The sequence below is a fragment of the Candidatus Saccharimonadales bacterium genome, assembly GCA_035758565.1.
Taxonomy (GTDB): domain Bacteria; phylum Patescibacteriota; class Saccharimonadia; order Saccharimonadales; family UBA10212; genus DASTXL01.
The window spans coordinates 444,262-466,583 of record DASTXL010000001.1 but is presented as its reverse complement, the minus strand read 5'-3'; the positions used below and the strand labels follow the sequence as shown (position 1 = coordinate 466,583).

The 22,322-nt window shown below is 48.5% G+C and carries 20 protein-coding genes and 1 pseudogene; 17 read left to right on the top strand and 4 right to left on the bottom strand.

Annotated features, from left to right (window positions below; all coding sequences use genetic code 11):
• Nucleotides 1–95 precede the first annotated feature (95 nt).
• Entirely contained in the window at nt 96–710 is a 615-nt protein-coding gene (locus VFT49_02510; protein ID HEU5004939.1) for a hypothetical protein, read from the bottom strand.
• A 227-nt stretch (nt 711–937) separates the two neighbouring features.
• On the opposite strand from VFT49_02510, the gene VFT49_02505 reads away from it, so the two are divergent.
• Genes VFT49_02505 through VFT49_02490 form a run of 4 tightly spaced genes read left to right on the top strand, consistent with a single transcriptional unit; the run spans nt 938 to nt 3,823 of the window.
• Nucleotides 938–2,761: a hypothetical protein gene (locus VFT49_02505; protein HEU5004938.1), complete on the top strand. Its 1,824-nt coding sequence runs from the start codon at nt 938–940 to the stop codon at nt 2,759–2,761.
• Nucleotides 2,762–2,783: 22 nt separating this feature from the next.
• Nucleotides 2,784–3,134 (top strand): DUF5663 domain-containing protein, encoded by a 351-nt coding sequence (locus VFT49_02500; protein ID HEU5004937.1) that lies wholly within the window; start codon nt 2,784–2,786, stop codon nt 3,132–3,134.
• Nucleotides 3,112–3,441 carry a DUF5663 domain-containing protein gene (locus tag VFT49_02495; protein HEU5004936.1) on the top strand — a complete coding sequence of 110 codons (330 nt, stop codon included), beginning with the start codon at nt 3,112–3,114 and terminating at the stop codon, nt 3,439–3,441. The genes VFT49_02500 and VFT49_02495 overlap by 23 nt, the downstream gene beginning before the upstream one ends.
• Nucleotides 3,442–3,484: 43 nt before the next feature.
• Nucleotides 3,485–3,823, top strand: a complete 339-nt coding sequence (locus VFT49_02490; GenBank protein HEU5004935.1) for a DUF5663 domain-containing protein — start codon at nt 3,485–3,487, stop codon at nt 3,821–3,823.
• A gap of 3 nt (nt 3,824–3,826) precedes the next feature.
• Here the strand turns inward: VFT49_02490 and fmt are convergent, their stop codons facing one another.
• The 3 genes from fmt to priA are packed head-to-tail and all read right to left on the bottom strand — an operon-like array spanning nt 3,827 to nt 7,244.
• Nucleotides 3,827–4,711, bottom strand: a complete 885-nt coding sequence (gene fmt, locus VFT49_02485) for a methionyl-tRNA formyltransferase (GenBank protein HEU5004934.1) — start codon at nt 4,709–4,711, stop codon at nt 3,827–3,829.
• A complete protein-coding gene (gene def, locus VFT49_02480) occupies nt 4,674–5,249 on the bottom strand; it encodes a peptide deformylase (GenBank protein ID HEU5004933.1) in 576 nt (191 codons plus the stop codon). The genes fmt and def overlap by 38 nt, the downstream gene beginning before the upstream one ends.
• Nucleotides 5,250–5,303: 54 nt before the next feature.
• The gene (gene priA / locus VFT49_02475) at nt 5,304–7,244 is read right to left on the bottom strand and encodes a primosomal protein N' (GenBank protein HEU5004932.1); all 1,941 of its coding nucleotides are present in this window, start codon (nt 7,242–7,244) and stop codon (nt 5,304–5,306) included.
• Nucleotides 7,245–7,346: 102 nt separating this feature from the next.
• On the opposite strand from priA, the gene VFT49_02470 reads away from it, so the two are divergent.
• The 13 genes and pseudogenes from VFT49_02470 (at nt 7,347) to VFT49_02410 (ending at nt 22,253) form a co-directional block, all read left to right on the top strand.
• Nucleotides 7,347–7,640 (top strand): ArsR family transcriptional regulator, encoded by a 294-nt coding sequence (locus VFT49_02470; GenBank protein HEU5004931.1) that lies wholly within the window; start codon nt 7,347–7,349, stop codon nt 7,638–7,640.
• A 69-nt stretch (nt 7,641–7,709) separates the two neighbouring features.
• Nucleotides 7,710–7,922, top strand: a complete 213-nt coding sequence (gene rpsU / locus VFT49_02465) for a 30S ribosomal protein S21 (GenBank protein HEU5004930.1) — start codon at nt 7,710–7,712, stop codon at nt 7,920–7,922.
• Nucleotides 7,923–7,932: 10 nt separating this feature from the next.
• A complete protein-coding gene (locus VFT49_02460; GenBank protein HEU5004929.1) occupies nt 7,933–8,385 on the top strand; it encodes a GatB/YqeY domain-containing protein in 453 nt (150 codons plus the stop codon).
• A complete protein-coding gene (locus tag VFT49_02455; GenBank protein HEU5004928.1) occupies nt 8,382–8,918 on the top strand; it encodes a nucleoside monophosphate kinase in 537 nt (178 codons plus the stop codon). The genes VFT49_02460 and VFT49_02455 overlap by 4 nt, the downstream gene beginning before the upstream one ends.
• A gap of 6 nt (nt 8,919–8,924) precedes the next feature.
• A complete protein-coding gene (gene map / locus VFT49_02450) occupies nt 8,925–9,677 on the top strand; it encodes a type I methionyl aminopeptidase (GenBank protein ID HEU5004927.1) in 753 nt (250 codons plus the stop codon).
• A 63-nt stretch (nt 9,678–9,740) separates the two neighbouring features.
• Entirely contained in the window at nt 9,741–10,979 is a 1,239-nt protein-coding gene (ftsA, locus tag VFT49_02445; GenBank protein HEU5004926.1) for a cell division protein FtsA, read from the top strand.
• Between the two features lie 124 nt (nt 10,980–11,103).
• Nucleotides 11,104–12,390 carry a cell division protein FtsZ gene (gene ftsZ / locus VFT49_02440; GenBank protein HEU5004925.1) on the top strand — a complete coding sequence of 429 codons (1,287 nt, stop codon included), beginning with the start codon at nt 11,104–11,106 and terminating at the stop codon, nt 12,388–12,390.
• A 160-nt stretch (nt 12,391–12,550) separates the two neighbouring features.
• Nucleotides 12,551–13,048 carry a transcriptional regulator NrdR gene (gene nrdR, locus VFT49_02435; protein ID HEU5004924.1) on the top strand — a complete coding sequence of 166 codons (498 nt, stop codon included), beginning with the start codon at nt 12,551–12,553 and terminating at the stop codon, nt 13,046–13,048.
• Nucleotides 13,049–13,241: 193 nt separating this feature from the next.
• A pseudogene (locus tag VFT49_02430) lies at nt 13,242–16,055 on the top strand (vitamin B12-dependent ribonucleotide reductase).
• 123 nt (nt 16,056–16,178) lie between these two features.
• On the top strand, nt 16,179–16,445 hold the full coding sequence (locus VFT49_02425) for a hypothetical protein (GenBank protein ID HEU5004923.1): 267 nt from the start codon (nt 16,179–16,181) through the stop codon (nt 16,443–16,445).
• A gap of 252 nt (nt 16,446–16,697) precedes the next feature.
• Nucleotides 16,698–19,613 carry an isoleucine--tRNA ligase gene (gene ileS / locus VFT49_02420; GenBank protein HEU5004922.1) on the top strand — a complete coding sequence of 972 codons (2,916 nt, stop codon included), beginning with the start codon at nt 16,698–16,700 and terminating at the stop codon, nt 19,611–19,613.
• Nucleotides 19,614–19,837: 224 nt separating this feature from the next.
• Nucleotides 19,838–20,143: a 50S ribosomal protein L21 gene (gene rplU / locus VFT49_02415; protein ID HEU5004921.1), complete on the top strand. Its 306-nt coding sequence runs from the start codon at nt 19,838–19,840 to the stop codon at nt 20,141–20,143.
• A 49-nt stretch (nt 20,144–20,192) separates the two neighbouring features.
• Nucleotides 20,193–22,253 (top strand): LamG domain-containing protein, encoded by a 2,061-nt coding sequence (locus VFT49_02410; protein HEU5004920.1) that lies wholly within the window; start codon nt 20,193–20,195, stop codon nt 22,251–22,253.
• Nucleotides 22,254–22,322 lie beyond the last annotated feature (69 nt).

Below are 22,322 nucleotides of genomic sequence, written 5' to 3'. Positions count from 1 at the left end.
AAAAAACACCCGGCTTAGGGTGCTTCATGAACATGAGCTTTTGGGGCGGTCCTCTTCGGACCGCCCCGTTGGAGCTCTCCCTCGTACGGCGCGCGTCACTTCTTCGAGATGATCGCCGACGTGTAGATGCGCTTGATCGGATCGGTGTAGATGTTCTTGTGGTCCAGGCCGGTGCCGGAGTTGTACATCCGGACCTCGAGGACCATGCAGAGCATCAGGGCCTGCGGCGCGTTCTCCGCCGAGCGGTCGGGGACCTTGAGGTGGCCCCAGACGACGAACGGATTCTTCGCCCTGAGCATGCCGATTCGCATCCAGGTGTCGCCGTCGCTGTCCGCGAACTTCACCGGCTTCGCCGGCTCGCCCGACTTCTTCAGCTGCTTCGGCGAGCCACCGAGCTGCGCGGACGTGATGTCCGTCCAGCGGTAGGTGTTGCTGCCGCAGAAGTTCCAGCCGAGCCGAGCGATCAGCAAGTTCGACGTCGGGTCGCCGCTGGTCCGCCTGACGGTCAGCCAGAAGTCGGCCGTCTGGCCGTCGCTGACGTGGTCGTTCAGCTTCATCGCGGCGGCGAGGCCATACTGCTCGATGCCGTGGAACTGGGACGTGACCTCGTCCGAGAACTGCGGCTTGTTGCCGTTGTCGGCGAAGGCCACCGTGGTCGCTACGAGAGCGACGATGATCGCGAAGGCGATCGGCAGTGCCATCTTGCGCATTACTGCTCCTTCCATGGGGGAAGGGTGGTTAAAGAGCTCCCCTGACGGGGCTTTAACCACCCCTGTCAGGTCAGCCGCATTTTAGCATAAATTTGCTATTTTAACAATGATTTTATAAAAACAGCAAGCCGGCACAAAGGTGTGGATAACTGGCCTATAATCCTTGTGCTTTCTACTACAGAATGTTATCTTCGAGATAAAGGTAAAAATATAAAAACCTAAAAAATATGCCAAGAACCGCAGAAACAACCCCAACTAATCCAACCGGCATCCCCATGCGCTTAGAGAGCGGCATATGGATGCCCGGTGAGGCGACGGCTACAAATATACAAAATAGTAATCAGATTTTGAGGAATTCTAGCCCCACAAAGGTAGAGATTGGCGATATTGGCGGTGGGGCCAGGAGCATACCTGTCATGGAAGCTGGTGATGCCGGGGGTCAAGCTCCCTCGACCCCAGAGACTACTGGTGACCCACGGCTCGATGCGCTCATGGCTACCATTAGTCAGCAGGCTGAGCTTATTAACCAATTGCGTGAGCAACAATCACAAACTACAGCGGTTCTAGAAAGATTGGTGGCTCTCTTGGAGGCTCAACAAGCGCAGCCAACTCCTCCGGGCGAACCAGCCCCCACTGAGCCTGAACCAGAACCAACGCCCGTCGAACCAGAACCAACCGTCCCAGGAGAGCCTACTCCTACTGTCCCCGGCGGTGGGGACGACAATGGGCCCACCGATGCAGAGATGAATCGCTTACGCACTGAAGCCTTACAAGAGGACCGCGAAAGAAATAACAATGCGCTTACCCAACGCGCCGAACGCGCCCAAAAAGCTTTAAATCGTGCTAGAGACGACCTTGTGCGCTTTACTATATTGCGTCGAGCCCGTTCAATATCTAGCCTCTGGCACCGTGGTGAGGGTCAGGCATATGATGCCGCCCAGGAAAATTACCGCAATGCCTTACGTGATTTTATGGCCGCCCAAGCCGAAGGCCTTCGAGCCCAGAATCCAGATATGAGCGACGCGGAGATAATTGAAGCCCTAGCTCCTATGGAATATGCCGAGCAGAAAGCTTTTGCAGAGCGAGTGCATTCTATGGATCAGGAAATGTTTGAAAACGGCCAGAAGTCCCTCCGCGAACGGATGTTAAGGCGCTGGGCCAACTACTCTACTAAGAAAAAGCTGCTCATTGGCGTGCTCGCCGGTGCTGGCGCGGGCTTTGCATCGGTTGGCTTAGGACTTGGAATAGCTGGGGTGGCCGTTGGTCTAGCCACACGCTATGCTTTTGGAGTACTGAATCACGTAGCCAGCGCGCGGAATGTCAGCGAAAAGAGCAAAGATGCCGAAGTTCGGCGAATTAGCGGCCGCGAACAACGGGAAAATGGCAGGCGAGCAAGTTCACGCTTACGTTTTGGCCCTAATGGCCAGACTGTTGACGACTACCTTGATAATGATATGTTAGACCGAAATGAAGGCTACCATGGTCGTGAAATGCGAAGAGCCCGCGGCCGAAATGGTCTTGGCCTGGCAATAATGGGAGCCTCTGGACTCCTAATCGGGATGGATATGGGTGGAGTCGATGTTATTCCACATGTTCTACGAGGCGACTGGAGTAATTTTTTGCATGAAATTGGCGACAAAGTACATGGCATCCATCATCACGGTGGTGGAGAGGGCAGCAGCTTTACGGTGCCTGGCCACGGTGGCGGCAGCGAATACGCCAGCTGGGATATCAAGCCTTCTACAATACACGCAACCAATATGACTGACTTTAATAAAGGTGTTGTCTCGCTTCTTCAGCAGCAAGGCATTCATGTCCATAACTTCAATCAACACGTCGTGGATCACATGAATCACTATATGGAGAATCGTCCGATGGCTTCTGGTATGGACGCATCTGGTCACCAGCATTTGATAAGTGGTAATTTCAGCTTTGGCAACCCATCTCATGCCCAAGGTTTCGAAATAGGCTCTAACGGGAACGGCCAGACAGAATTACTGAGATGGATGGATGAAGCCACTAAACAGGGCGCAACCTTCAGCAGAAGTTAAATATTAAGGGTGGAAGTAAATAATGGAACCGCAAGATCAAGCACAAATCGATGAGCTATTAAAGGCTATGGGCTTAAACCCGGCCAACATGAGCGATGAGCAAAAGCAGACTTCGCTAGCCGACATTTTGTATACGCTTAATATACGCGTTGGCGAGCGCGTCATTGATAGTCTGAGCGAAGACCAACTTAAAGAATTTGACGAACTAACTAAAGACGAAAACGCCGATAATGAGCAGGCTCTGGCGGAGTGGATGAAGAATAACGTACCGAGCTATAATCAGCTTATCGAGGATGAAATCCAGAAAATGAAGGCTCAGCACGATGACATTATGAGCGGAATAACAGGAGATGATGATGCAGATCGACAATAACTTCCTGGCTGATCTAGGGCTTGCCAGTATCCCCGAAGAAGAAAAACGGTTAATGATCGTAGACATTTATAAACTTTTATCTGCTCGTATTGGCGAGCGGGCCGAACAAGCCTTAGACGAAGCCAAACAAGAAGAATTTGGCCAAACTCTTGATAGCGGAGACCAAGAAGCAGTAACTGCCTGGCTGGCTAACAATCTGCCCAATTACCAGGCAATCGTTAGCGAAGAAGTCGAGAAAGTTAAAGAAGAAATTCGTCCTCAAGTACCTGGCATAGTGGCAGAATTTTCTAACCAATCTCAGCAGTAGTGCCTCTAACACGCGATAGTCTTGTGCTAAAATAAGATTAATTATGTTCAGGTTAGACGATAACTTGCTGCAAGAGTTGGGCCTTGGTACCTTGCCAGTTGATGACAAGAATAAAATGCTGGCCCATATTTATGAAACGCTAGAGCTGCGCGTTGGGATGAAGCTGGCCGAGAAGATGACTGATGCGCAACTTGATGAATTCGAAAGCTTCATTGATCGTAATGACGAGGCCGGAGCGTTGCGCTGGCTGGAAACCAACTTTCCGAACTATAAAGAAGTTGTTGCCGAAGAACTAGAAAAATTGAAATCTGAAATCAAAGCCCAGGCTCCGGCCATAGTTGAAGCTACTCTTGCGGCCGGCCAAGACCAAGCCAGCTCTTAAACTCTACCTATTTTTATAGCCTAAAATAAAATCTTTGCCGCTCACCGCCCGCCCACTCGGAGCGATAAGCTCCATAACTTCTAAAAAGCCGGGCTGGCAGTCTAGAACTAAAGCGCCGGCCCCCTTATCGCTAACTACTCGAGTTTTAGTGACTATAACTTCTTGTCCCAAGATTGTCGCTCGGCTTCTTGGCCAGCTAGCAAAGGCCCGAACCTCGCGCTCTAATTGCTCGGCCGGCTTATTAAAATTGAGCAGGCCATCATTTTTGCTCAGCAGCTTTGTATAGGTAGCCTGGTCTTCGTCTTGTTCTATAGGCTCTAAGCGGCCACCTACAATGTCATCGAGCTTTGCAGTTAAAAGCTCAGCTCCGGTCTGAGCCAGGGCGTTATAGAGTTCTGGTTGGGTTTCATGGCCGGTTAGCTCGTAGATTTGCTGAGCGTAAACCGGGCCGGCGTCCATCTCTACAGATAATTTCATTAGAGACAGGCCGGTGAATTTATCGCCACCTAAAATGGCGGCTTCTACTGGTGCTGGTCCACGATACTTTGGCAAGAGCGACGGGTGTAAGTTAACAATTCCGCCAGGGAAAAGGTCAATAATGGCCTCGGGAATAATTTTGCCGTAGGCAACCAATACACCAAAATCTGCCCCTATGTCAGCTAGCTCGTTTTTAATGCCTATGAGTTTCTGGGGCTGTGTAACAGGGATGGAGTTAGCTCGAGCAACTGTTTTGGCTAAAGGTTCGTTGAGTTTTTGACCACGACCTCTCTTGAAATCTGGTTTGGTTACCACTAGCCCTATAGGCCAACCCTGGTCTATTAAAGCTTTAAGGCTAGCGGCGCTAAAACTTTCAGTCCCGAAGAATACCAGCGGCTTGGACCTCTTCATAAGGCAGGCTTTCTAACTTTCCTTCTTCGGTGAGACGATAAAAATTATCCGGCGAATCTTTTATGTGATCAACGAACATAAGGCCATTTGTATGATCGATTTCGTGCTGAAAGACCCGGGCCAAAAACCCCTCGGCTTTGACGCGGATTTCTCGACCTTGTTCGTCTAGGGCGCGGACCCTAACCTTGGTGTGGCGCGGCACCTTACCGTAAATATCGGTAATACTCAAACAGCCCTCGTAGTCACTCTTAACCTCGCCCTCAAACTTTATGATCTCGGGGTTTATAAAAACGCTAAAGGTTTGGTTTTCTTTGTTATCAAAGTCGTTGCGTACTATTACCAGGCGATAAAGTTTATCTATCTGAACGGCCGCCAGGGCGACGCCGAGCTCGTGCTCCCTAGTACTTTCCCAGTCAAGGGTGGCAGCTTTCATCTCCTCTATAACTTTGGTGACTTCCGGCGAAACAAAGGTAATGCGCTTGGATTTTTGACGCAGATGGGGGTTCGGCAAAGTAATAATGGTATCTTTAGCAGACATCTTTAGAACTAAGTATAAACTACCTCTGTTAAGCCACCAAGTTTAACTTAGAGCTTAGAGTAGGTCAGTGGGGTCCAGGTTGATTTGCCAATCACTGGGGACCATCTCGGCAATTCTTAAAAGATGATTACGATCTTTAGACTTAACCACAAGCTGGTAGTAAAAGTATTTGCCGCGTCGAGCATAGAAAGATGGTGTAGGACCGATTATTTCAACCGGTAGCTTAAGCTCGGCAATTTGTTTTTGCAGACGAAAAGAAGCTTTTTGGCCGCCGCTATCAGTTGCTCGCTTACAGGTTAGCTGCAATAAGTAGCAAAACGGCGGGAACTTGAATTGCCGGCGCTCAACAATTGAGCGCTCATAAAAAGCTTCCCAGTCGCGTTTCAGGGCCGAACTGACCACAATATTCTGAGGGTCATAGCTTTGTACCACTACGCGTCCTTCGCCGTGGCCGCGGCCAACTCGACCGATAATCTGGTAAAGCAGCTGAAAGGCTCGCTCTTCGGCGGTGTAGTCGGGCAGGCCCAAAGAGGCTTCGGCGTTGACTATGCCTACTAACCCTAGGCTTGGCAAGTCTAGGCCCTTAGCAAGCAACTGGGTGCCCACCAGGATGTCAACCTTGCCGCTTCTGAGCTCGTCATAAACGTCGTGAAGTTGCTCACCAGCGATGTTATCGCTGTCGAAACGTCGAACAAAAGCCTCGGGAAAAAGCCTGGCAACTTCATCAACCAAAGCCTTAGTGCCCATAGTGTGATATATGATCTCTGGATTGTTGCATTTGGGGCAGGCAACCGGTGGCGATTTTTTAAAACCGCAGATATGGCAACGGGCCAGATGGTCATCACCGTGATATACCAGAGGTACATCACAATTAGGGCAATAGAATTGCCAGCCACAGGCATTACAGAGGATAGCTCTAGCAGAGCCGCGACGATTCAAATAGATTATTATCTGTTTTTTGGCAGATAATGTTGTTTTTATAGCATCAAGCAACTTATTTGATAGATAAGAGCTTCTACCGAAGTTAGAGCGCTCTTTTAGGTCTACTATTTCGGTTAGCACCGATGTTTCAGATTGAATTGCCGGTTGCTTCATGCGGACTATGGCCTGTTTTTGTTGGGCTAAATAATAGTCAGCGACTGATGGAGTAGCGCTGCCCAAAATAACTTTAGCTTCTGTTAGGCTGGCTAATTGGCTGGCTACCCTGGCAGCGTGGTAGTAAGGAGACTGATCTTGTTTATAGGCGGGCTCATGAGTCTCATCCAGAACGATGAGACCTATGGAATTAACCGGAGTAAATAAGGCCGAGCGAGGGCCAATAACGACAATCGGCTCGGTAGCCTCTAATATTTCAAACCAAATACGCTTTCTTTCGGCATCGCTGAGCTGCGAGTGCAAGACAAACACCGGACTTTTGATTTGCCGTCGGACGTTTAATAAAAGTTGAGATGTTAAAGATATCTCGGGGGTTAGTAAAATAGCTGATTTTCCACTGCTCAGCGTCTTTTTGGCTAATTCTAGATAAACTCTTGTTTTTCCCGAGCCAGTTTCTCCGTGTAAAAGTACGGTGGTGCTAGCTAGATCTTTTATAAAGTCCAAAGCTTTTTTTTGTTCGGCGGTAAGCGGCGGTTCTGCGGCGCCTGAGTCTTGCGGCTCTAAGACAGTCGGTTCCTTTTTACTGCGCCTAATAGTGGGTTTACTTGGTGCAAATTGGCGCAAAGCTTCGGCAAGCGTTGAGTGGTAATAATCTTTTATCCATTCGGCTAGCTGCAGGCAGTGGTAAGGCAAGGGCTGCTCGCTGAGGACACTTTTTATTGGCTTAACCTTGAACTGGGGCGGCGTAGTCGGCTCGCTTACGATAAAACCAGTCACATTCCGTTGGCGCAGAGGAACAGTGACCACACTAAGCAGCGGCAACGCATCGTCCGAAGAATAAGTCAGCGGAGCATTGGAATGATAATGTCCGTCAGCAATCAGTACCTCGTAGTAATGCATGGTTATAGTTTATACTGCCAAAGTAGGGTTAATACTCAAGCGTTGCAAACATCGCAACCTTTAGCTATACTATACGTTGTCTGAATAACAATAAGGTGGAGCATGCTAGATACCTTCATTACATCTCGTGTAAGGCGCAAGATCATCGTGGTCTATGCTAAATATCCCGACTTTAAAACACACGTCCGGGGCCTGGCTAAACTTATTAAAGAAGATGCTGGCAACATTCAGCGCGAACTAAAACGCCTAGAAAAGATCGGTTTTTTGATCTCGGAAAAGCAAAGCAACACCAAGATTTACTACACTAATAAACAGTTTCCAATCTTTAAGGAACTGCAGAGCATTGTTTTAAAGAGTCAACGCGCGGCTAATCAAAAGCGCCAGCAACGCCTCTAGCCGCCAGAAGGCAGTTAACGGAGAATAGGGGTTGATGGATTACCTCTGTTAATGTAAAATAACCAAGCAATGATACAAGTTACAAGAAAAGACTCAAAAGAATCAGTTGAGAATCTGCTTCGTCGTTTTGGTCGCAAGGTTTCTCAGTCTGGTGTTTTGTCTGCCGCTAAGCAGTCTCAGTATTTTGAAAAGCCAATGAGTAAGCGCGACCGTCGAGTCAAAGCTATTGTTCGTCGCGAGCGCAAAGCTGCTAAGGTTAAGAAGCTCAAACTAGGACGGTAGGAACGCCATCATGCAAGAGCAAATAGAACGCGACTTAAAGGCCGCACTACTCTCTGGTGATAAGAAAAAAGTTGAGACACTACGCTTAGTTAAAAGTGTTTTGCTTAATGAGGCTATCAGCCAAAATGCTCGCGAGACGGGCTTAGACGACGACCAAGTCACTAAAATACTAAGTCGCGAATCAAAAAAGCGTGCCGAAGCCGCCGAACTGTATGAAAAAGTCGGCGAGACCGAACGCGCCCAAGCGGAACAAGACGAAAAGGCTATTATAGACGTCTATTTGCCGGCTCAGCTCTCTGAGGAGGAAGTTCAGGCTGTGGTTGATGAAGAGCTAGCCAAGATGGAAAATCCCTCACCAGCTGATATGGGCAAAGTTATTGGAGCGGTTCGTAGCAGGCTAGGCGCTCGGGCCGACGGCGCTACAATAGCCCGGTTAGTCAAGGCGGCACTGGAGAAGCAATGATTATTATCATGGGGTCGGTGGGCTCGGGCAAGAGTGAACAGACTGCTCGCTTAGCTGCCCGACTTTTTATCCCTAGGATCTCAACTAGCAATCTATTGCGCCGCGAACTAACCCCGGAACGCGAAGCCAAAATGCGCGCTGGCGATTTAGTCGACGATCAAGAAGTAATAGATATTGTGGAGCCTGCCTTGCAGCAATTGGAATCTTCGAGCACCGACTTCATACTAGATGGTTTCCCGCGCTCGGTGCCGCAAGCTGAATGGCTGGTTAAAAAAGTTAAATCTGGCAAAATTAAGCTCGGCGCTATTATAAAACTGGACGTTTCGGGCGATGTTGTATTGAAGCGCATGCTGGCCCGCGGTCGCTACGACGACAAAAAAGAAATAATTCTTCACCGTTTGGAAACCTACAACAAAATTACTACTCCAGTGATTGATTATTTGCGCAGCCAAGGCCTCAAAGTTGACGAAGTGAATGGCGAGAACACTCCCGATGCAGTCGAGGCAGCTATTAAAAAGATATTAGAAACTTAAAGCCGAGTGATTAGACCAAAAACAGATCAAGAAATTGAATTAATGCGGACTGGCGGCCAAATGCTGGCCCAGATACTTGATCAATTAAAAAAAGAAGTTCAGCCCGGCGTAACCCCTAAGCAAATAGCTAAAAGCGCAGCGGGTTATATCCAAGAAGCTGGTCTTCAGGCAGTATTGCTTGGCTACGAAGGGTATCCAGATGTTATATGCATTTCTGTCAATGACGAGATTGTGCATGGCATACCGGGCAAAGAACCATTTAAGACTGGCGATGTAGTTAAGCTGGATTTAACAGTTGCCCATAAGGGTTATGTGGTCGACTCGGCTCTTACTTTGATTGCTGGCGAAGAGCCAACAGGTGATAAAAAAAGACTTGTGGAGGGTACTAAGCTTGCAATGGAGGCCGGCATCAATGCCATAAAGGGAGAGGGAACCAGGGTTGGTGATATTGCCGCCGCAGTCGAGAAGGTGCTAAATCAACACAAACTAGGTGTGATCCGAGATTTGGTGGGACATGGAGTGGGTCAAAATATCCACGAGGAACCAAATGTGCCGAATTATGGTGTAGCTGGTACGGGGTCCGTCTTGCCGGCCGGGGCCACAATCTGCGTTGAGCCCATGGCGACTTTAGGCGATTGGCGTATTAACGTAGCTAAAGACGGCTGGACCATTGTCGCCCGCGACGGGTCTTTGGGTGCCCACTTTGAGCATACTGTCTTAGTTACGGATAACGGCGCCGAAATCCTCACCTTAGTCTAAGAGCTTGCTGCTATTTAACTCTAGCGGTATACTGCGGATTAGTAAGATATACTTAAAATAAATATGTCAGAAAATGAACTTAGCTACTTTGTAGGACTAGATATAGGCACAACAGCCGTTCGGTGTGTAGTGGGCGAGCTTTCCGGTGATGTAAACCTGCCAAAAATTATTGGCTTTTCCAGTGTAGAAAACACGGGCATGCGCAAAGGCAATGTTGCCCATACAGAGGAAGTTGTGCAGGCGGTAGCCGGGGCTATTGCCGAAGCCGAACGAATGAGCGGGCGCGAAATTAAAGCGGCAACAGTTAATATTAACGGCGCACATGTACAGGGCGTAAACTCCAAAGGCGTTATTGCTATTAGCTCGCCGGATCGCCAAATCACTCCAGAGGATCGGATGCGGGTGGAAGAAGCAGCTACTATTGTTCAGCTGCCGGCCAACAAAGAGATAATTCAGGTTTTTGCTAAAAACTACCGATTAGACGGGCAAGAGAATATTAAAGATCCGGTTGGTATGCACGGCGTACGCCTAGAGGTTGACACTCATATTATTATGGCTAGCTCGCCAGCCCTACGCTCGCTTGATCAAGTACTTGAAAGAGCAGAGGTGAACTCGTCGCACAAAACAGTTACGTCTTTGGCCGCTGCTGAGGCGACGCTTGATCGCAAACAAAAAGAATCAGGCGTTCTCGTACTGGATATCGGCGCCACCACTACCAATATGATTGTTATTGAAGACGGTGAGGTTGAGCATGTGGCCGTGGTACCGATGGGCGGTAATCACATTACTAACGATCTGGCTATCGGTCTTAAAACAGATCTTGATATTGCCGAAGCCGTCAAACTCAAGCATGCTAGCTTGAGCAAGAATTCTGTCGGTCAGGTCAGTATTACGGCAGGCGGTGAGACTCATCGCTTTGATAGAGAAATGATGCGCATGATAGCCGAAGCTCGGGTTGAAGAGCTTTTAGAATTTGTTGATAAAGAACTTAAATCTATTCATCGTTCGCGCAAGCTGCCTGGCGGCGTAGTTCTGACTGGCGGCGGCGCAAAGCTACCCGGCTTGGTTGAGTTTACTAAAGAAGCGTTGGAGCTTCCGGCAAGGATTGGCAGTTGGAAGCATGTTGAGCGAATTGTAGACGGCATGGACGAGCAGATTTTCGCTCCAGTAATCGGACTAATGCTGCTTGATATGTACCTTGGACCAGTGCAGGATATAACCTACACCGACCCGTCAAGCGGCCTGCTGCAATCTGTAAATGTGTCATTGAACAGTCTTTTTAACCGCTTTAAAAAGCACTAATAGCTAGCAGGTAATTTTTTTATTCAATGTTGCGAGCGGCCTTTGGTTCGTGAGTAGTAATTGCATTCAAACGAGCTTGTTGCTTATAATTAGATCATCATTTTAAGTGGAGAATTTAATAGCCATGCCTCAGGTGGAGCCCGAAATTGAAACGTTTGCGAGAATAAAGGTAGTAGGTGTCGGAGGTGCTGGTGGGGCGGCGATTAACCGTATGGTTGAAGCCGGCATCAAAGGTGTAGATTTTGTAGCCGTTAACACAGATGCTCAGGCGCTGCATCATTCCAAGGCCAATCAAAAGATACATATTGGCAAAGAAGAAACCAGGGGCTTGGGTGCTGGAGCCGATCCAGAAGTCGGCGAAAAGGCGGCTAAAGAATCATTGGACGAAATCAAAGAAGCGGTAAAGGGCTCTGATATGGTGTTTGTAACTATTGGCGCTGGTGGTGGTACCGGTAGTGGAGCTGGTTATCTTGTTGCCCAAGCAGCTCGAGAAGAGGGCGCGCTAGTTATTGGCTTTGCGACCCGGCCGTTTGCATTTGAAGGCGAGAAGCGTCGCCGCAACGCCGATACGGCCATTGAGAGGCTACGCAAGAATGTTGATACTCTAATCACTATTCCAAACGATCGTTTGCTTCAAACTATTGATCGGCGTACTCCTTTACTAGAAGCTTTCAAGGTGGCTGATGATGTTCTGCGTCAAGGCGTGCAGGGCATCTCTGACCTCATAACTGTCCACGGTTTAGTCAACCTTGACTTTGCTGATGTTAAAACAGTTATGGCTAACGCCGGCTCGGCGTTAATGGGCATCGGTCGGGCTAGTGGCGAAAACCGTGCCGTAGAAGCTGCCCAGCAGGCCATTAGCTCGCCGCTTCTGGAAGTTTCTATCGATGGCGCTCGTGGCATTTTGTTCAACGTTATTGGCGGCATGGACATGAGCATGCACGAGATCAATACTGTAGCCGAAACCATTACTGCTGCAGCTGACTCCGAGGCAAACATTATCTTTGGTGCAACCATTAATCCTGAGCTTGAGGGAGAAATCATTGTCACCGTTGTGGCTACCGGCTTCGAAGAGTCTTACTACGCCAGCCGTGATGCTAAAACTGCGGATCTTTTGCGTAACGCTACGGAGACTGAAGAGCCTACTCCCCAGCGTATCGAAGAAAAAGATATGGCCGACATCGATATGGACCTCGAGGAGTCGGGCGAGACAACAGCCGAAGATTTCTCTAGTGACGAAACGCCAAATATCTGGGCCCTGAGCGATGACGCCAACGGTGCGGCTCAGGATGCGAGCGAAGAAGATGAGTTTGATCGGCCATCATTCCTGCGGCGTGCCTTCAAGCGCGAGCGCGGCCAGCCTTATGTCGACGATCGAGGCGACGAAGAAAATAATCAAGACCAGCAATAAGTTAAAGAGAAGATAAAATCATTATCAGATTACAGAATTTTGTGATTAATACACCAATAAAGTGCTTGCGCTTGCGCTACATCCAGGGTTAATATAATGATCACGAACACTACATATAGTGATAGCACATTAAACCAGCTAAACTTCAGAGGTAGTAATAATGAAGTGTCACCACTGTCATTCATTAGAAAATAAGGTTATAGAATCGCGTGATGTCGCCGATGGCGAAGCTATCCGCCGCCGCCGCCAGTGCTTAAACTGCGGCTATCGCTGGACGACTTACGAGCGTTTAGAACGTCCGAGTTTAATAGTCGTTAAGCGCAACGGCACAAGGCAGCTTTTCAGTCGCGATAAATTGCTGAAAGGTTTGCAGCACGCAATCGAAAAAACCAATGTGACTCATTTGCAGCTAGAAAATTTTGTAGCTCAGATTGAGCGCGAACTTTATGACAGAGGGGAGCCGGAAGTTTGCTCGACCGATATTGGCGAGTTAGTCATGGCCGGCTTGCCAAAACTCAGCGAGGTTGCCTATGTGCGGTTCGCAAGCGTATATAGGAAATTCCGCGATATTTCTAGTTTTGAACGTGAGCTTTCTCGCATTCGCGAAGAAAAAGCTAACGCCGATAAAACTACTACCAAAAAGTCAGCTGCAAAATAAAAACGAGGCTTAAACTCTAAGCCGCACTAAAACAAATAAATTAGTGTGTTGCTCTAGGCACTTGTCGTGTTCTATTATGAGAATTGTCTAGAGGAGCAAGGGTGGTGCTTGATCGAGAGGGACGAAGAAGAGCACTCATTCACTAGCTCGTAAAAGATAAAAATTTTTAAAACAAACTCTAAAACAAGAGCAAGTAAGAGAGGGGAATATACAAATGGCTCAGGCAACTAAAGACGGTAGGGTTAATAGACTCTTCACAAAACCGAAGAGCAAGGCCTACGACTCACTAAAATGGGTAAAGCGTGATTCGCTAATCGCCAACCCAATGACCGGTAAGCCGGTTTTCGAACAAAAAAGCGTGGATTTTCCAGAGGGCTGGAGCCTCAACGCTATTAATATCGTTGCCCAGAAATATTTTACGGGTACGCCAGGCACTCCTGAGCGTGAAGCCTCTCTCAAAACTTTGATTGACCGTGTCGTTGATACGGTTACCCGCCAGGGCCAGCAGGAAGGCTATTTTGACTCAGAATCGGAAGCCGAAGATTTTCGAGAAGAACTTAAGTACGTATTAGCTACGCAGCGCGCTGCGTTTAACTCACCGGTTTGGTTCAACATTGGCGTTCCCGAGCGTTCTCAGCAGGCTAGCGCTTGCTTTATTTTGGCTGTCGAAGACACTATGCCGTCAATTCTTAACTGGTACAAAGAAGAGGGCATGATCTTTAAAGGTGGTTCTGGTTCTGGTATCAACATCAGCACCTTGCGTTCCAGCAAAGAGTCCTTAGGCAAAAGTGCTGGTACTGCCAGTGGACCTTTGAGCTTTATGCGCGGCGCTGATGCTAGTGCTGGAGCTATTAAAAGCGGTGGCAAGACTCGCCGGGCCGCTAAGATGGTCATTCTTAACGTTGATCACCCCGATGTAGAAGAGTTTATTTGGTGTAAGGCAATCGAGGAGCGCAAAGCTCGCGACCTAGAAGCCGCTGGTTGGGATATGAGCTTGGACGGCAAAGACAGCTTTAGTGTGCAATACCAAAACGCTAATAATTCTGTGCGTGTAACAGATGACTTTATGCGCGCTGTAGAAAACGATGCCGATTGGCAACTAAGAACCGTTAAAGATGGCAAAACCGTCCAAACCGTTAAAGCCCGCGACATTTGGCACCAAATCGCCAAAGCCGCTTGGGAATGCGCCGATCCTGGCTTGCAGTTTGATACTACTATCAACCACTGGCACACTGCGCCAAACGCCGGCCGCATCAACGGCTCTAACCCGTGCAGCGAGTACATGCACCTGGATAACTCGGCTTGTAACTTGGCCAGCATAAACCTGCTTAAGTACTTGAACGATGACTTTAGTTTCGATATTGAATCTTTCAAGCATACCGTTGAGCTGATGTTCACGGCTCAAGAAATATTGGTGGGCTATAGCGAATATCCAACCGAAAACATCACCAAGAACGCTAAAGCTTACCGAGAACTCGGTCTTGGCTATGCCAATCTAGGTGCTTTGCTCATGGCTCAGGGCTTGCCGTACGACAGCGATGAAGGCCGCGCCCAAGCTGCTGCTATCACAGCTCTAATGACGGGCCATGCTTATGCCACTAGTGCCCGGATGGCTCGCAAAGTTGGTCCATTTGCCGGCTACCACAAAGATCGTGAGGCTATGAATAAAGTCCTGCGCCAGCACCGCGACGAAGTCAACAAGATCGACGCCGCTTTGGTTAGTGAAGAGCTTTTAAATGCTGCCGCTAACGCATGGGATGAGGCTATTGAGCTAGCTGAACTGCATGGAGTTAGGAATTCTCAGGCTTCTGTTCTTGCTCCAACTGGCACCATCGGACTGATGATGGACTGCGATACCACTGGTATTGAACCGGATCTAGGCTTGGTTAAGGTCAAAAAATTAGTTGGCGGCGGTACTATGAGTATTGTTAACCAAACTGTGCCCAGAGCGCTAAAGGCCCTTGGCTACAACAAGGGTCAGATCGAAGATATTGTTAACTACATCGATACCGAAAAGACTATTACTGGCGCTCCGCATCTTAAGAGCGAGCACCAAAATGTGTTTGCCTGTTCTATGGGCGACAATCCTATTCACTACCTCGGCCATGTCAAGATGATGGCTGCTGTTCAGCCGTTCATTTCCGGCGCTATTAGCAAGACGGTTAACATGCCAGAAGAAGCCACTGTTGAAGAAATAGAACAACTGCACCTGGAGGCCTGGAAACTTGGCCTTAAAGCGGTTGCTATCTACCGCGACAACTGTAAGGTTGCCCAGCCGCTGGCTATGGCTAAAAAAGATGACGGCAACAAGGAAGCTCCAGCTGCGGCCGTTGAGGTCGTGACCACTGCAGTGGCTGTGCCTCATGGCGCAGTTCGCCGTGATATGCCAAAGATTCGCAACTCCAAAACCTTTAGTTTTTCGGTTGCTGATAGCAAGGGTTACTTCACAGTCGGCGAGTACGACGACGGTGCCCCTGGCGAGTTATTTATCTCGGTCTCTAAGATGGGCTCGACCTTGCGTGGTCTGATGGACGCCTTTGCGATTAGCATTAGTCACGGCTTGCAATATGGCGTTCCTCTCAAGACATACGTTCAGGCCTTCACTAGCATGAGCTTTGCACCATCCGGTATCACTAGCGATCCAGAAATTCGCACAGCTACTTCACTAGTTGACTACATTGCTCGTCGCTTGGCGCTGACTTATCTGTCGTTTGACGATCGCTTAGAGCTGGGTCTGGCATCCATCGATGATATGCCAGAAAACCAAACCAGTTTGCTCGAAGAGGTTAAGCCAGAAGTTAAAGAAGAGCAGCCAATCAGCGAACAGCCTAAAGTTGTATCTGCCAGTACAGCTCCGGCTGCCACAGTTAGTCAAAACACTAACCCAACTGAAGCCGCCAAGGCTGACGATGCCGCGCCAATGTGCTTTAACTGCGGTAATCAGACTCAGCGTGCCGGTAGCTGTTACGTCTGCACTAGCTGCGGTTCAACTACGGGTTGCAGCTAAAGACTGAGCTAGGTAAGTTAAAAGGGCTTTTCTTTAAAGCCCTTTTACTGTTTGGATATTGGGCCAGTCCAAATCTAAACAAGAGCAGTTTGTTATACTGAAAATTATTATGGCTAAATCCAAATGAGAATAGTTATCCTTTATCATCCCAACAGCGAACAAGACGGAATGACTCAGGATTTTAAGCGTGATTTCGAGGCTCGTCACTATGGCCAAACCATTGAACTAGTTAGCTTAGAGACAAAAGAAGGGTCTGATATGGCTGCGCTTTATGATATAGTCCGGTATCCCGCACTTTTGGTTTTGACAGGGGATGGCGGTTTGCAAAAACTCTGGCAAGATTTACCCTGGCCCTCCCTTGACGAAGTCTATTCCTACGCAAGACCCTAGCCTCATTGCAGTTTTTACCCCTTTAGGTTATTCTCTAAGTGAACAATTCAAAGAAGTCCGTTATCAGCAGCTATCAACTGCGAAACCTTGCATAAAGGTTGCGGAGTGGGAAGAAAGCCTTTTGGCAAGTAGAACCCGACGAGTTGATCCGTCGTTACCGGAGAAAATAAGTGCCTCTTTAAAGGAATCTGGATGGTACCGCCCGCAAGGGCTCCAGGGAACTTTTAAGAGGTTATTTTATTAAGGAGAAAGATGAAATTCAAACAAGGCACTCGCCGAAAAGCAATCGAATACGAGAAAGACCTCGTCAATTATTGGCGCGACAACAAGATTTTCGAAAAGTCGGTGCAGCAGCGACCGGCTGCCGACAGCTATGTGTTTTATGACGGCCCTCCATTTATTACAGGGGTGCCGCACCACGGTACGCTGCTTTCTAGCATCGTTAAAGACGCCGTGCCGCGCTATCAGACTATGAAAGGCAAGCGAGTAGAGCGCGTTTGGGGCTGGGACTGTCATGGTTTGCCAGCCGAGAACTTTGTTGAAAAAAAGCTGGGTATTACCGATCGCCATGATATTGGCACCAAGATTAGCCTAGAAGACTACATCCGAACTGCCCGCGAAAGCATGGTGCAGACTAGTAGTGAGTGGGAAGACACCATTGATCGTATTGGCCGCTGGGTAGATTTTAAGGGCGCTTACAAAACCATGGACAAAGAATATATGGAAAGCGTCTGGTGGGCCTTTAAGAAGCTCTATGAGGCTGGCAAAATCTATGAAGGCGAAAAGGTCTTAATGTATGACACTAAGTGGGCTACGCCGCTTTCTAAAGCCGAAGTAACAATGGACGCTGGCGCCTACCAGGTAGTGACCGATCCGAGCGTTTACGTGAAGTTTAAATTAAAGAACTTCCCAGTACAGGAAACCATAGAGCAGGGCAGCGCAACGCCAGCTTTTTTGCTGGCTTGGACCACAACGCCCTGGACTCTGCCGGGCAACACTGCGGTTGGCGTCGGCAAAAACGAAACTTATGCTGAAGTCGAAGTAAGTAATGGCGATCACCTGATCCTCTTGGCTAGCTTGATCGATAAAGTCCTTACAGACGAAAAGCATCAGCCAGTGCCGCACAAAGTTGTTCGTGACGACATTAAGGGTCATGAATTAATTGGTCTTGAATACGAGCCATTATTAGGTGTACATCGCGGTGAAAACGCGCACAGAGTGTGGGATTACCCCGACCTTAGTACCGATGATGGTAGTGGCATTGTGCACCTGGCGCCCGCCTATGGCGAAGAAGATTTTGAGCTGGCCCATGAAAAGGGCATCCCGGTCGTACACGTACTAGACGAATACGGAAATTACACCGAAGGTGACTGGAAAGGCGAAAATGTCTGGGAAATTAACAAAACCATAGCCAAGGACTTGCATGCCCGCGGCATAGTTTGGAAGATCGATTACATCCAGCACGAATACCCGCACAATTTGCGTAATGGCAATCGCTTAATGTACCGCGCGCATCCGAGTTGGTTTATGGATATCGACGGCCAACGAACCGAAATGTTAGAAGAAAACACCGAACATATTAACTGGTTCCCTGAATACATTAAACACGGTCGATTCGAAAAAACCATTCTGCAGGCACCAGATTGGAACCTGAGTCGTGATCGCTTCTGGGCTACCGCCATGCCGGTCTGGAAGAGTGATGACGGCGATATTAAAGTGGTTGGCAGCTACGCTGAACTCAAAGAATTAAGCGGCGTAGAGCTAGAAGATTATCATCGCCCATGGATTGACGACGTTGAGTTTGATTTTGAAGGGAAGCACTACAAGCGAATCGATAAGGTTTTGGACTGCTGGTTCGAAAGTGGCTCTATGCCTTTTGCGCAATTCCATTACCCGTTTGAGAATAGGGATAAGTTTGAGCAAAACTTCCCAGGCGATTTTATTGTCGAATACGTAGGACAGGTTCGTGCCTGGTTCTATTATGTGCATGCCGTAAACGTTGGGCTGTTTGGCCACAACGCCTTTAAGAACGTCATTGTTACCGGGAACCTTATGGGCAGCGACGGCTTTAAGCTCAGCAAGTCGCGTGGCAACTTCACCGATCCGAGCGAAGTATTTGATCGATATTCGGTGGACGCTTGGCGGCTGTTTTTGCTAGCTTCGCCGGTAATGAAAGGGGAAGATGTTACCCTGATCGACAAAGACGTGCAGGACGTTCAGCGCAAACTGGCCATGATTTGGAATATGTACGACTTCTTTACACTTTACGCATCGGTTGATGGCTGGGAGTGGGATGGCAAGCTCGAGGATCCCTATCAGGATTTAACCCATCCACTAGACCAGTGGATTGTCAGCCGCGTGCACGAGCTAACTGCGCAAGTAGAAGAACACATGGATAACTACGATATCCCGAGCGCTCTCAAAGGTGTTCTGCCGTTTGTTGACGATGCCAGCAACTGGTATATCCGCCGTTCGCGCAAGCGTTTCTGGAAGAGTGATAACGATACTGATAAAGATATGGCTTACCGCACATTGCACTACATTCTTGCTCGTTTGAGCTTGGTGTTAGCACCTTTCACACCGTTCCTGGCCGATGAACTTTACCGCAATTTGACTGGCGGGGAATCTGTGCACCTTTGTGACTGGCCGCCAAACGGGCAGACCAACGGCCTGGTATTAGAAGAAATGGTTACCGTTCGCGACCTAATCACTCAAGGTCTGGCGCAGCGGGCCGAAGCCGGTATAAGAGTGCGCCAACCTCTGCAGGCTGTAACCCTGCATGGCCTTAGAGAACTTAAACCGGAACTTGCCGACATTGTGGCCGAAGAGCTCAATGTCAAAGAAGTTAAGCTTGATCCAAAAGGCGAGATTGGCGTAACCATCTCGACCAAGATAACACCAGAGCTTAGGCAAGAAGGCCTGATGCGCGAGCTCATTCGCCATATTCAGAACGCCCGTAAAAATGCCGGTCTTAATGTTGATGACCGAATTGAGCTAGATATTAAAAGCAACTCTGATAGCGTTAATCAAGCCTTCAAGAATTTTAAGACTGAGATCTTTGCCGAGACTCTTGCCGCTTCCGACCACCCGAGCGGTAATGATCATAGCGAGCAGATCACCCTGGATGGCGCAGAAGTTACGATTACACTAGCCAAAGTAAAGAGTTAACTAGCATTATATGGCTAGTTAACTCTGAGGCCCTTCAGGCAAGGCAAGAGGGGTTAACCCTTTACACTGACTGCTTAATCTGTTAAGCTCTTATTTGATAAATGAGACACCGCTTCGCGGTTTCTCATCGCTCGTCGGCAAAGCCGAGCCCGCCTTTAGGGCGGTTCAAGCTCGCTGCTCTTCCGGAGAATAGTTATCAAAAGGATTAAACTTAGAAAAGATTTATGAAAAAAGCAGTTATCGCCACTGGTGGAAAGCAATACCTCGTTAGTGAAGGCGAGCAAGTTGAAGTTGAGCTTTTGCAGGCTGGCAAGACGGTAGACTTCGATCCATTGCTAGTTATTGATGGCGAGAAAGTGAGCGTTGGCACCCCGCTGGTGAGCGGTGCTAAAGTTAGTGCCGAAGTAGTCGAACAAGAAGTAAAAGCCGACAAAGTAGTTGCTATCCGCTACAAAGCTAAAAAGCGTGTTCGTAAAGTCCGCGGCCATCGCCAGCGCCATACTTTGGTAAAAATCACCAAGATCGCTTAAGAACTTTTTAAAGCCCCTAACTTCTGTCATACTGAAGTTAATGGGGCTTATGTTTAGGTCACGCCGGCAAAAATATATTGTTATTGCTCTAGCTGTTTTAGTAGTGGGTGCTGGAGCTACCATAACCCGAGCTTTGCTGCTGGGCAATGGTGGTGGTCCAGTATCTTCGAGCGACATTGAACTCCAAAGGGGCTTGGTTGGCTGGTGGAAGATGGACGGAAACGCTAGAGATGCCACACCGTACGCCAACAACGGAACACTTACGGGTGGGCCCACGGGAACAACCGACCGCCATGGTGCTGCGAACTCAGCTCTGAGCTTCAATGGTACCAACCAATATGTTGCTTTGCCGGCCGGCGGGTTGCCAACATCAGCAATCACGGTTAGTCTCTGGGTTAACCAATCAACCCTGGTGAATTATTACGATCTAGCCGCTAATAACTGGACTTCAGAGGGAAGCTGGGACCTCTATACGCTTGGCAATGGGCAGGTGTTGTTTGGAGTTTTCCATTCCGGCTTGCAGTACAATTCGGCCTGCAGTACCGGCACTATGACAATAAATTCATGGCACCATTTAGTAGGAACTTACGATGGCTCAACGGTTAAAGTCTATTTTGACGGCAATGTATGCTCTACCACAAAGTCGGTCAGTGGGGTTACCCTGCACAACACCGGCAATTGGACAGTCGGCGAACACGCCGCCGGCTCGTCTACTCACTCAATCGACGATGTAAGAATCTACAACCGGGCTTTATCGGCCGCCGAGGTCTCTGTCCTTTACGGTACTTACAACTCCTCGGTTGCTCTAGGGGCCGGCGAAAACGGTTTAATTGGCTGGTGGCGCATGAATGGCAATGGCAAGGACTCGACGCCATTCAACCACGATGCAACTATAAGCGGAGCGACACTGGCCGTAGACAGAAAAAACACTGCCAGCAGCGCTTACATTTTTGATGGGGCGTCAAGCTACTTGCAGGTTAATGGTGTAAAATTCACTTTTCCTATGAGCGTATCATTATGGTTTAAGGCTAATACAACTAATACTCTAGGTCATATGATTTACGCTGGAGAAAATACCAATGGCGATGGTTTTGGCGGCCAAAACGAGTGCCATTTAAGCCAAAGCAATACTAATTTGCAGTTCTATTGCCAAACCGGCGGAACGGTTAATTTCAGTCAGTCAACTCCGGTAATCACAAACAACAATTGGCATCACGTTGTAGTCGTTTTGGACACTACCACGAAGATCTATGTGGATGGGGCGCAAAAAATCTCGACAGCCGTAACGGGCACGCCCAACTTTTCCAATTATGCGAACTGGATATACTTTGGCCGACCTATGGCTTCGTCCCGTTACTTTAACGGGTCGCTCGATGACATCAGAATATATAACCGCGACTTAAGTGCCAGCGAAGTATCTAGTTTATATAACACTTACGACTCACAAATACCTCTATATAGTGCGACTAGTTCAGGTGGCAGTATCAATCTTTCATCCGGGCTGATTAGCGAATGGGACTTTAACGGCAACGCTCGCGATGCTACGCCATACGGCAACAATGGCACTGTGAATGGCGCAACCTTAACCGCAGACCGCAAAGGTCGAGCAAACAGTGCTTACCAGCTAGGTGATTCAGGTGCCTGGATAGGTGTGGGCAGTCCGAGCATTTACTCTAACTTACCGGCCGGTTTTACCTATAATATTTGGCTAATGCGTACTACTTCTTCGATTTACCACTGGCCAGAAATAATGGGATCGAGTAACACGCATACTTATTTCGGTATAAGAAGCCAAAATTTCGGTGATTCGATTGGGCTTGAATATGGCACCACACCTTACGCTGGATCTACCTTTGCTAGCACTTCTGGCCAGACCCTTCCGGTCAATCAGTGGCACATGTTCACCGTAACTTATGATGGAGCTACCCTTAGGTCTTACTGGGATTCCGCACTAAAATCTACTACCACAGTGGCTCTTAATCCCAGCTTTGGAGGCCTGAATTTCACCGGTGCAACGAACGCGTGGAACGGGAGCATAGACGACGCCCGCGTTTGGAACAGAGCGCTCTCGCAAGTCGAAGTGGCAGACCTATATTCCATATACCGCTAGTACTATAAGGTTAGTCAACAGATAAATATTCAATTGAGTATCCCACAAAATAGTAACTTTTTTTGCCGA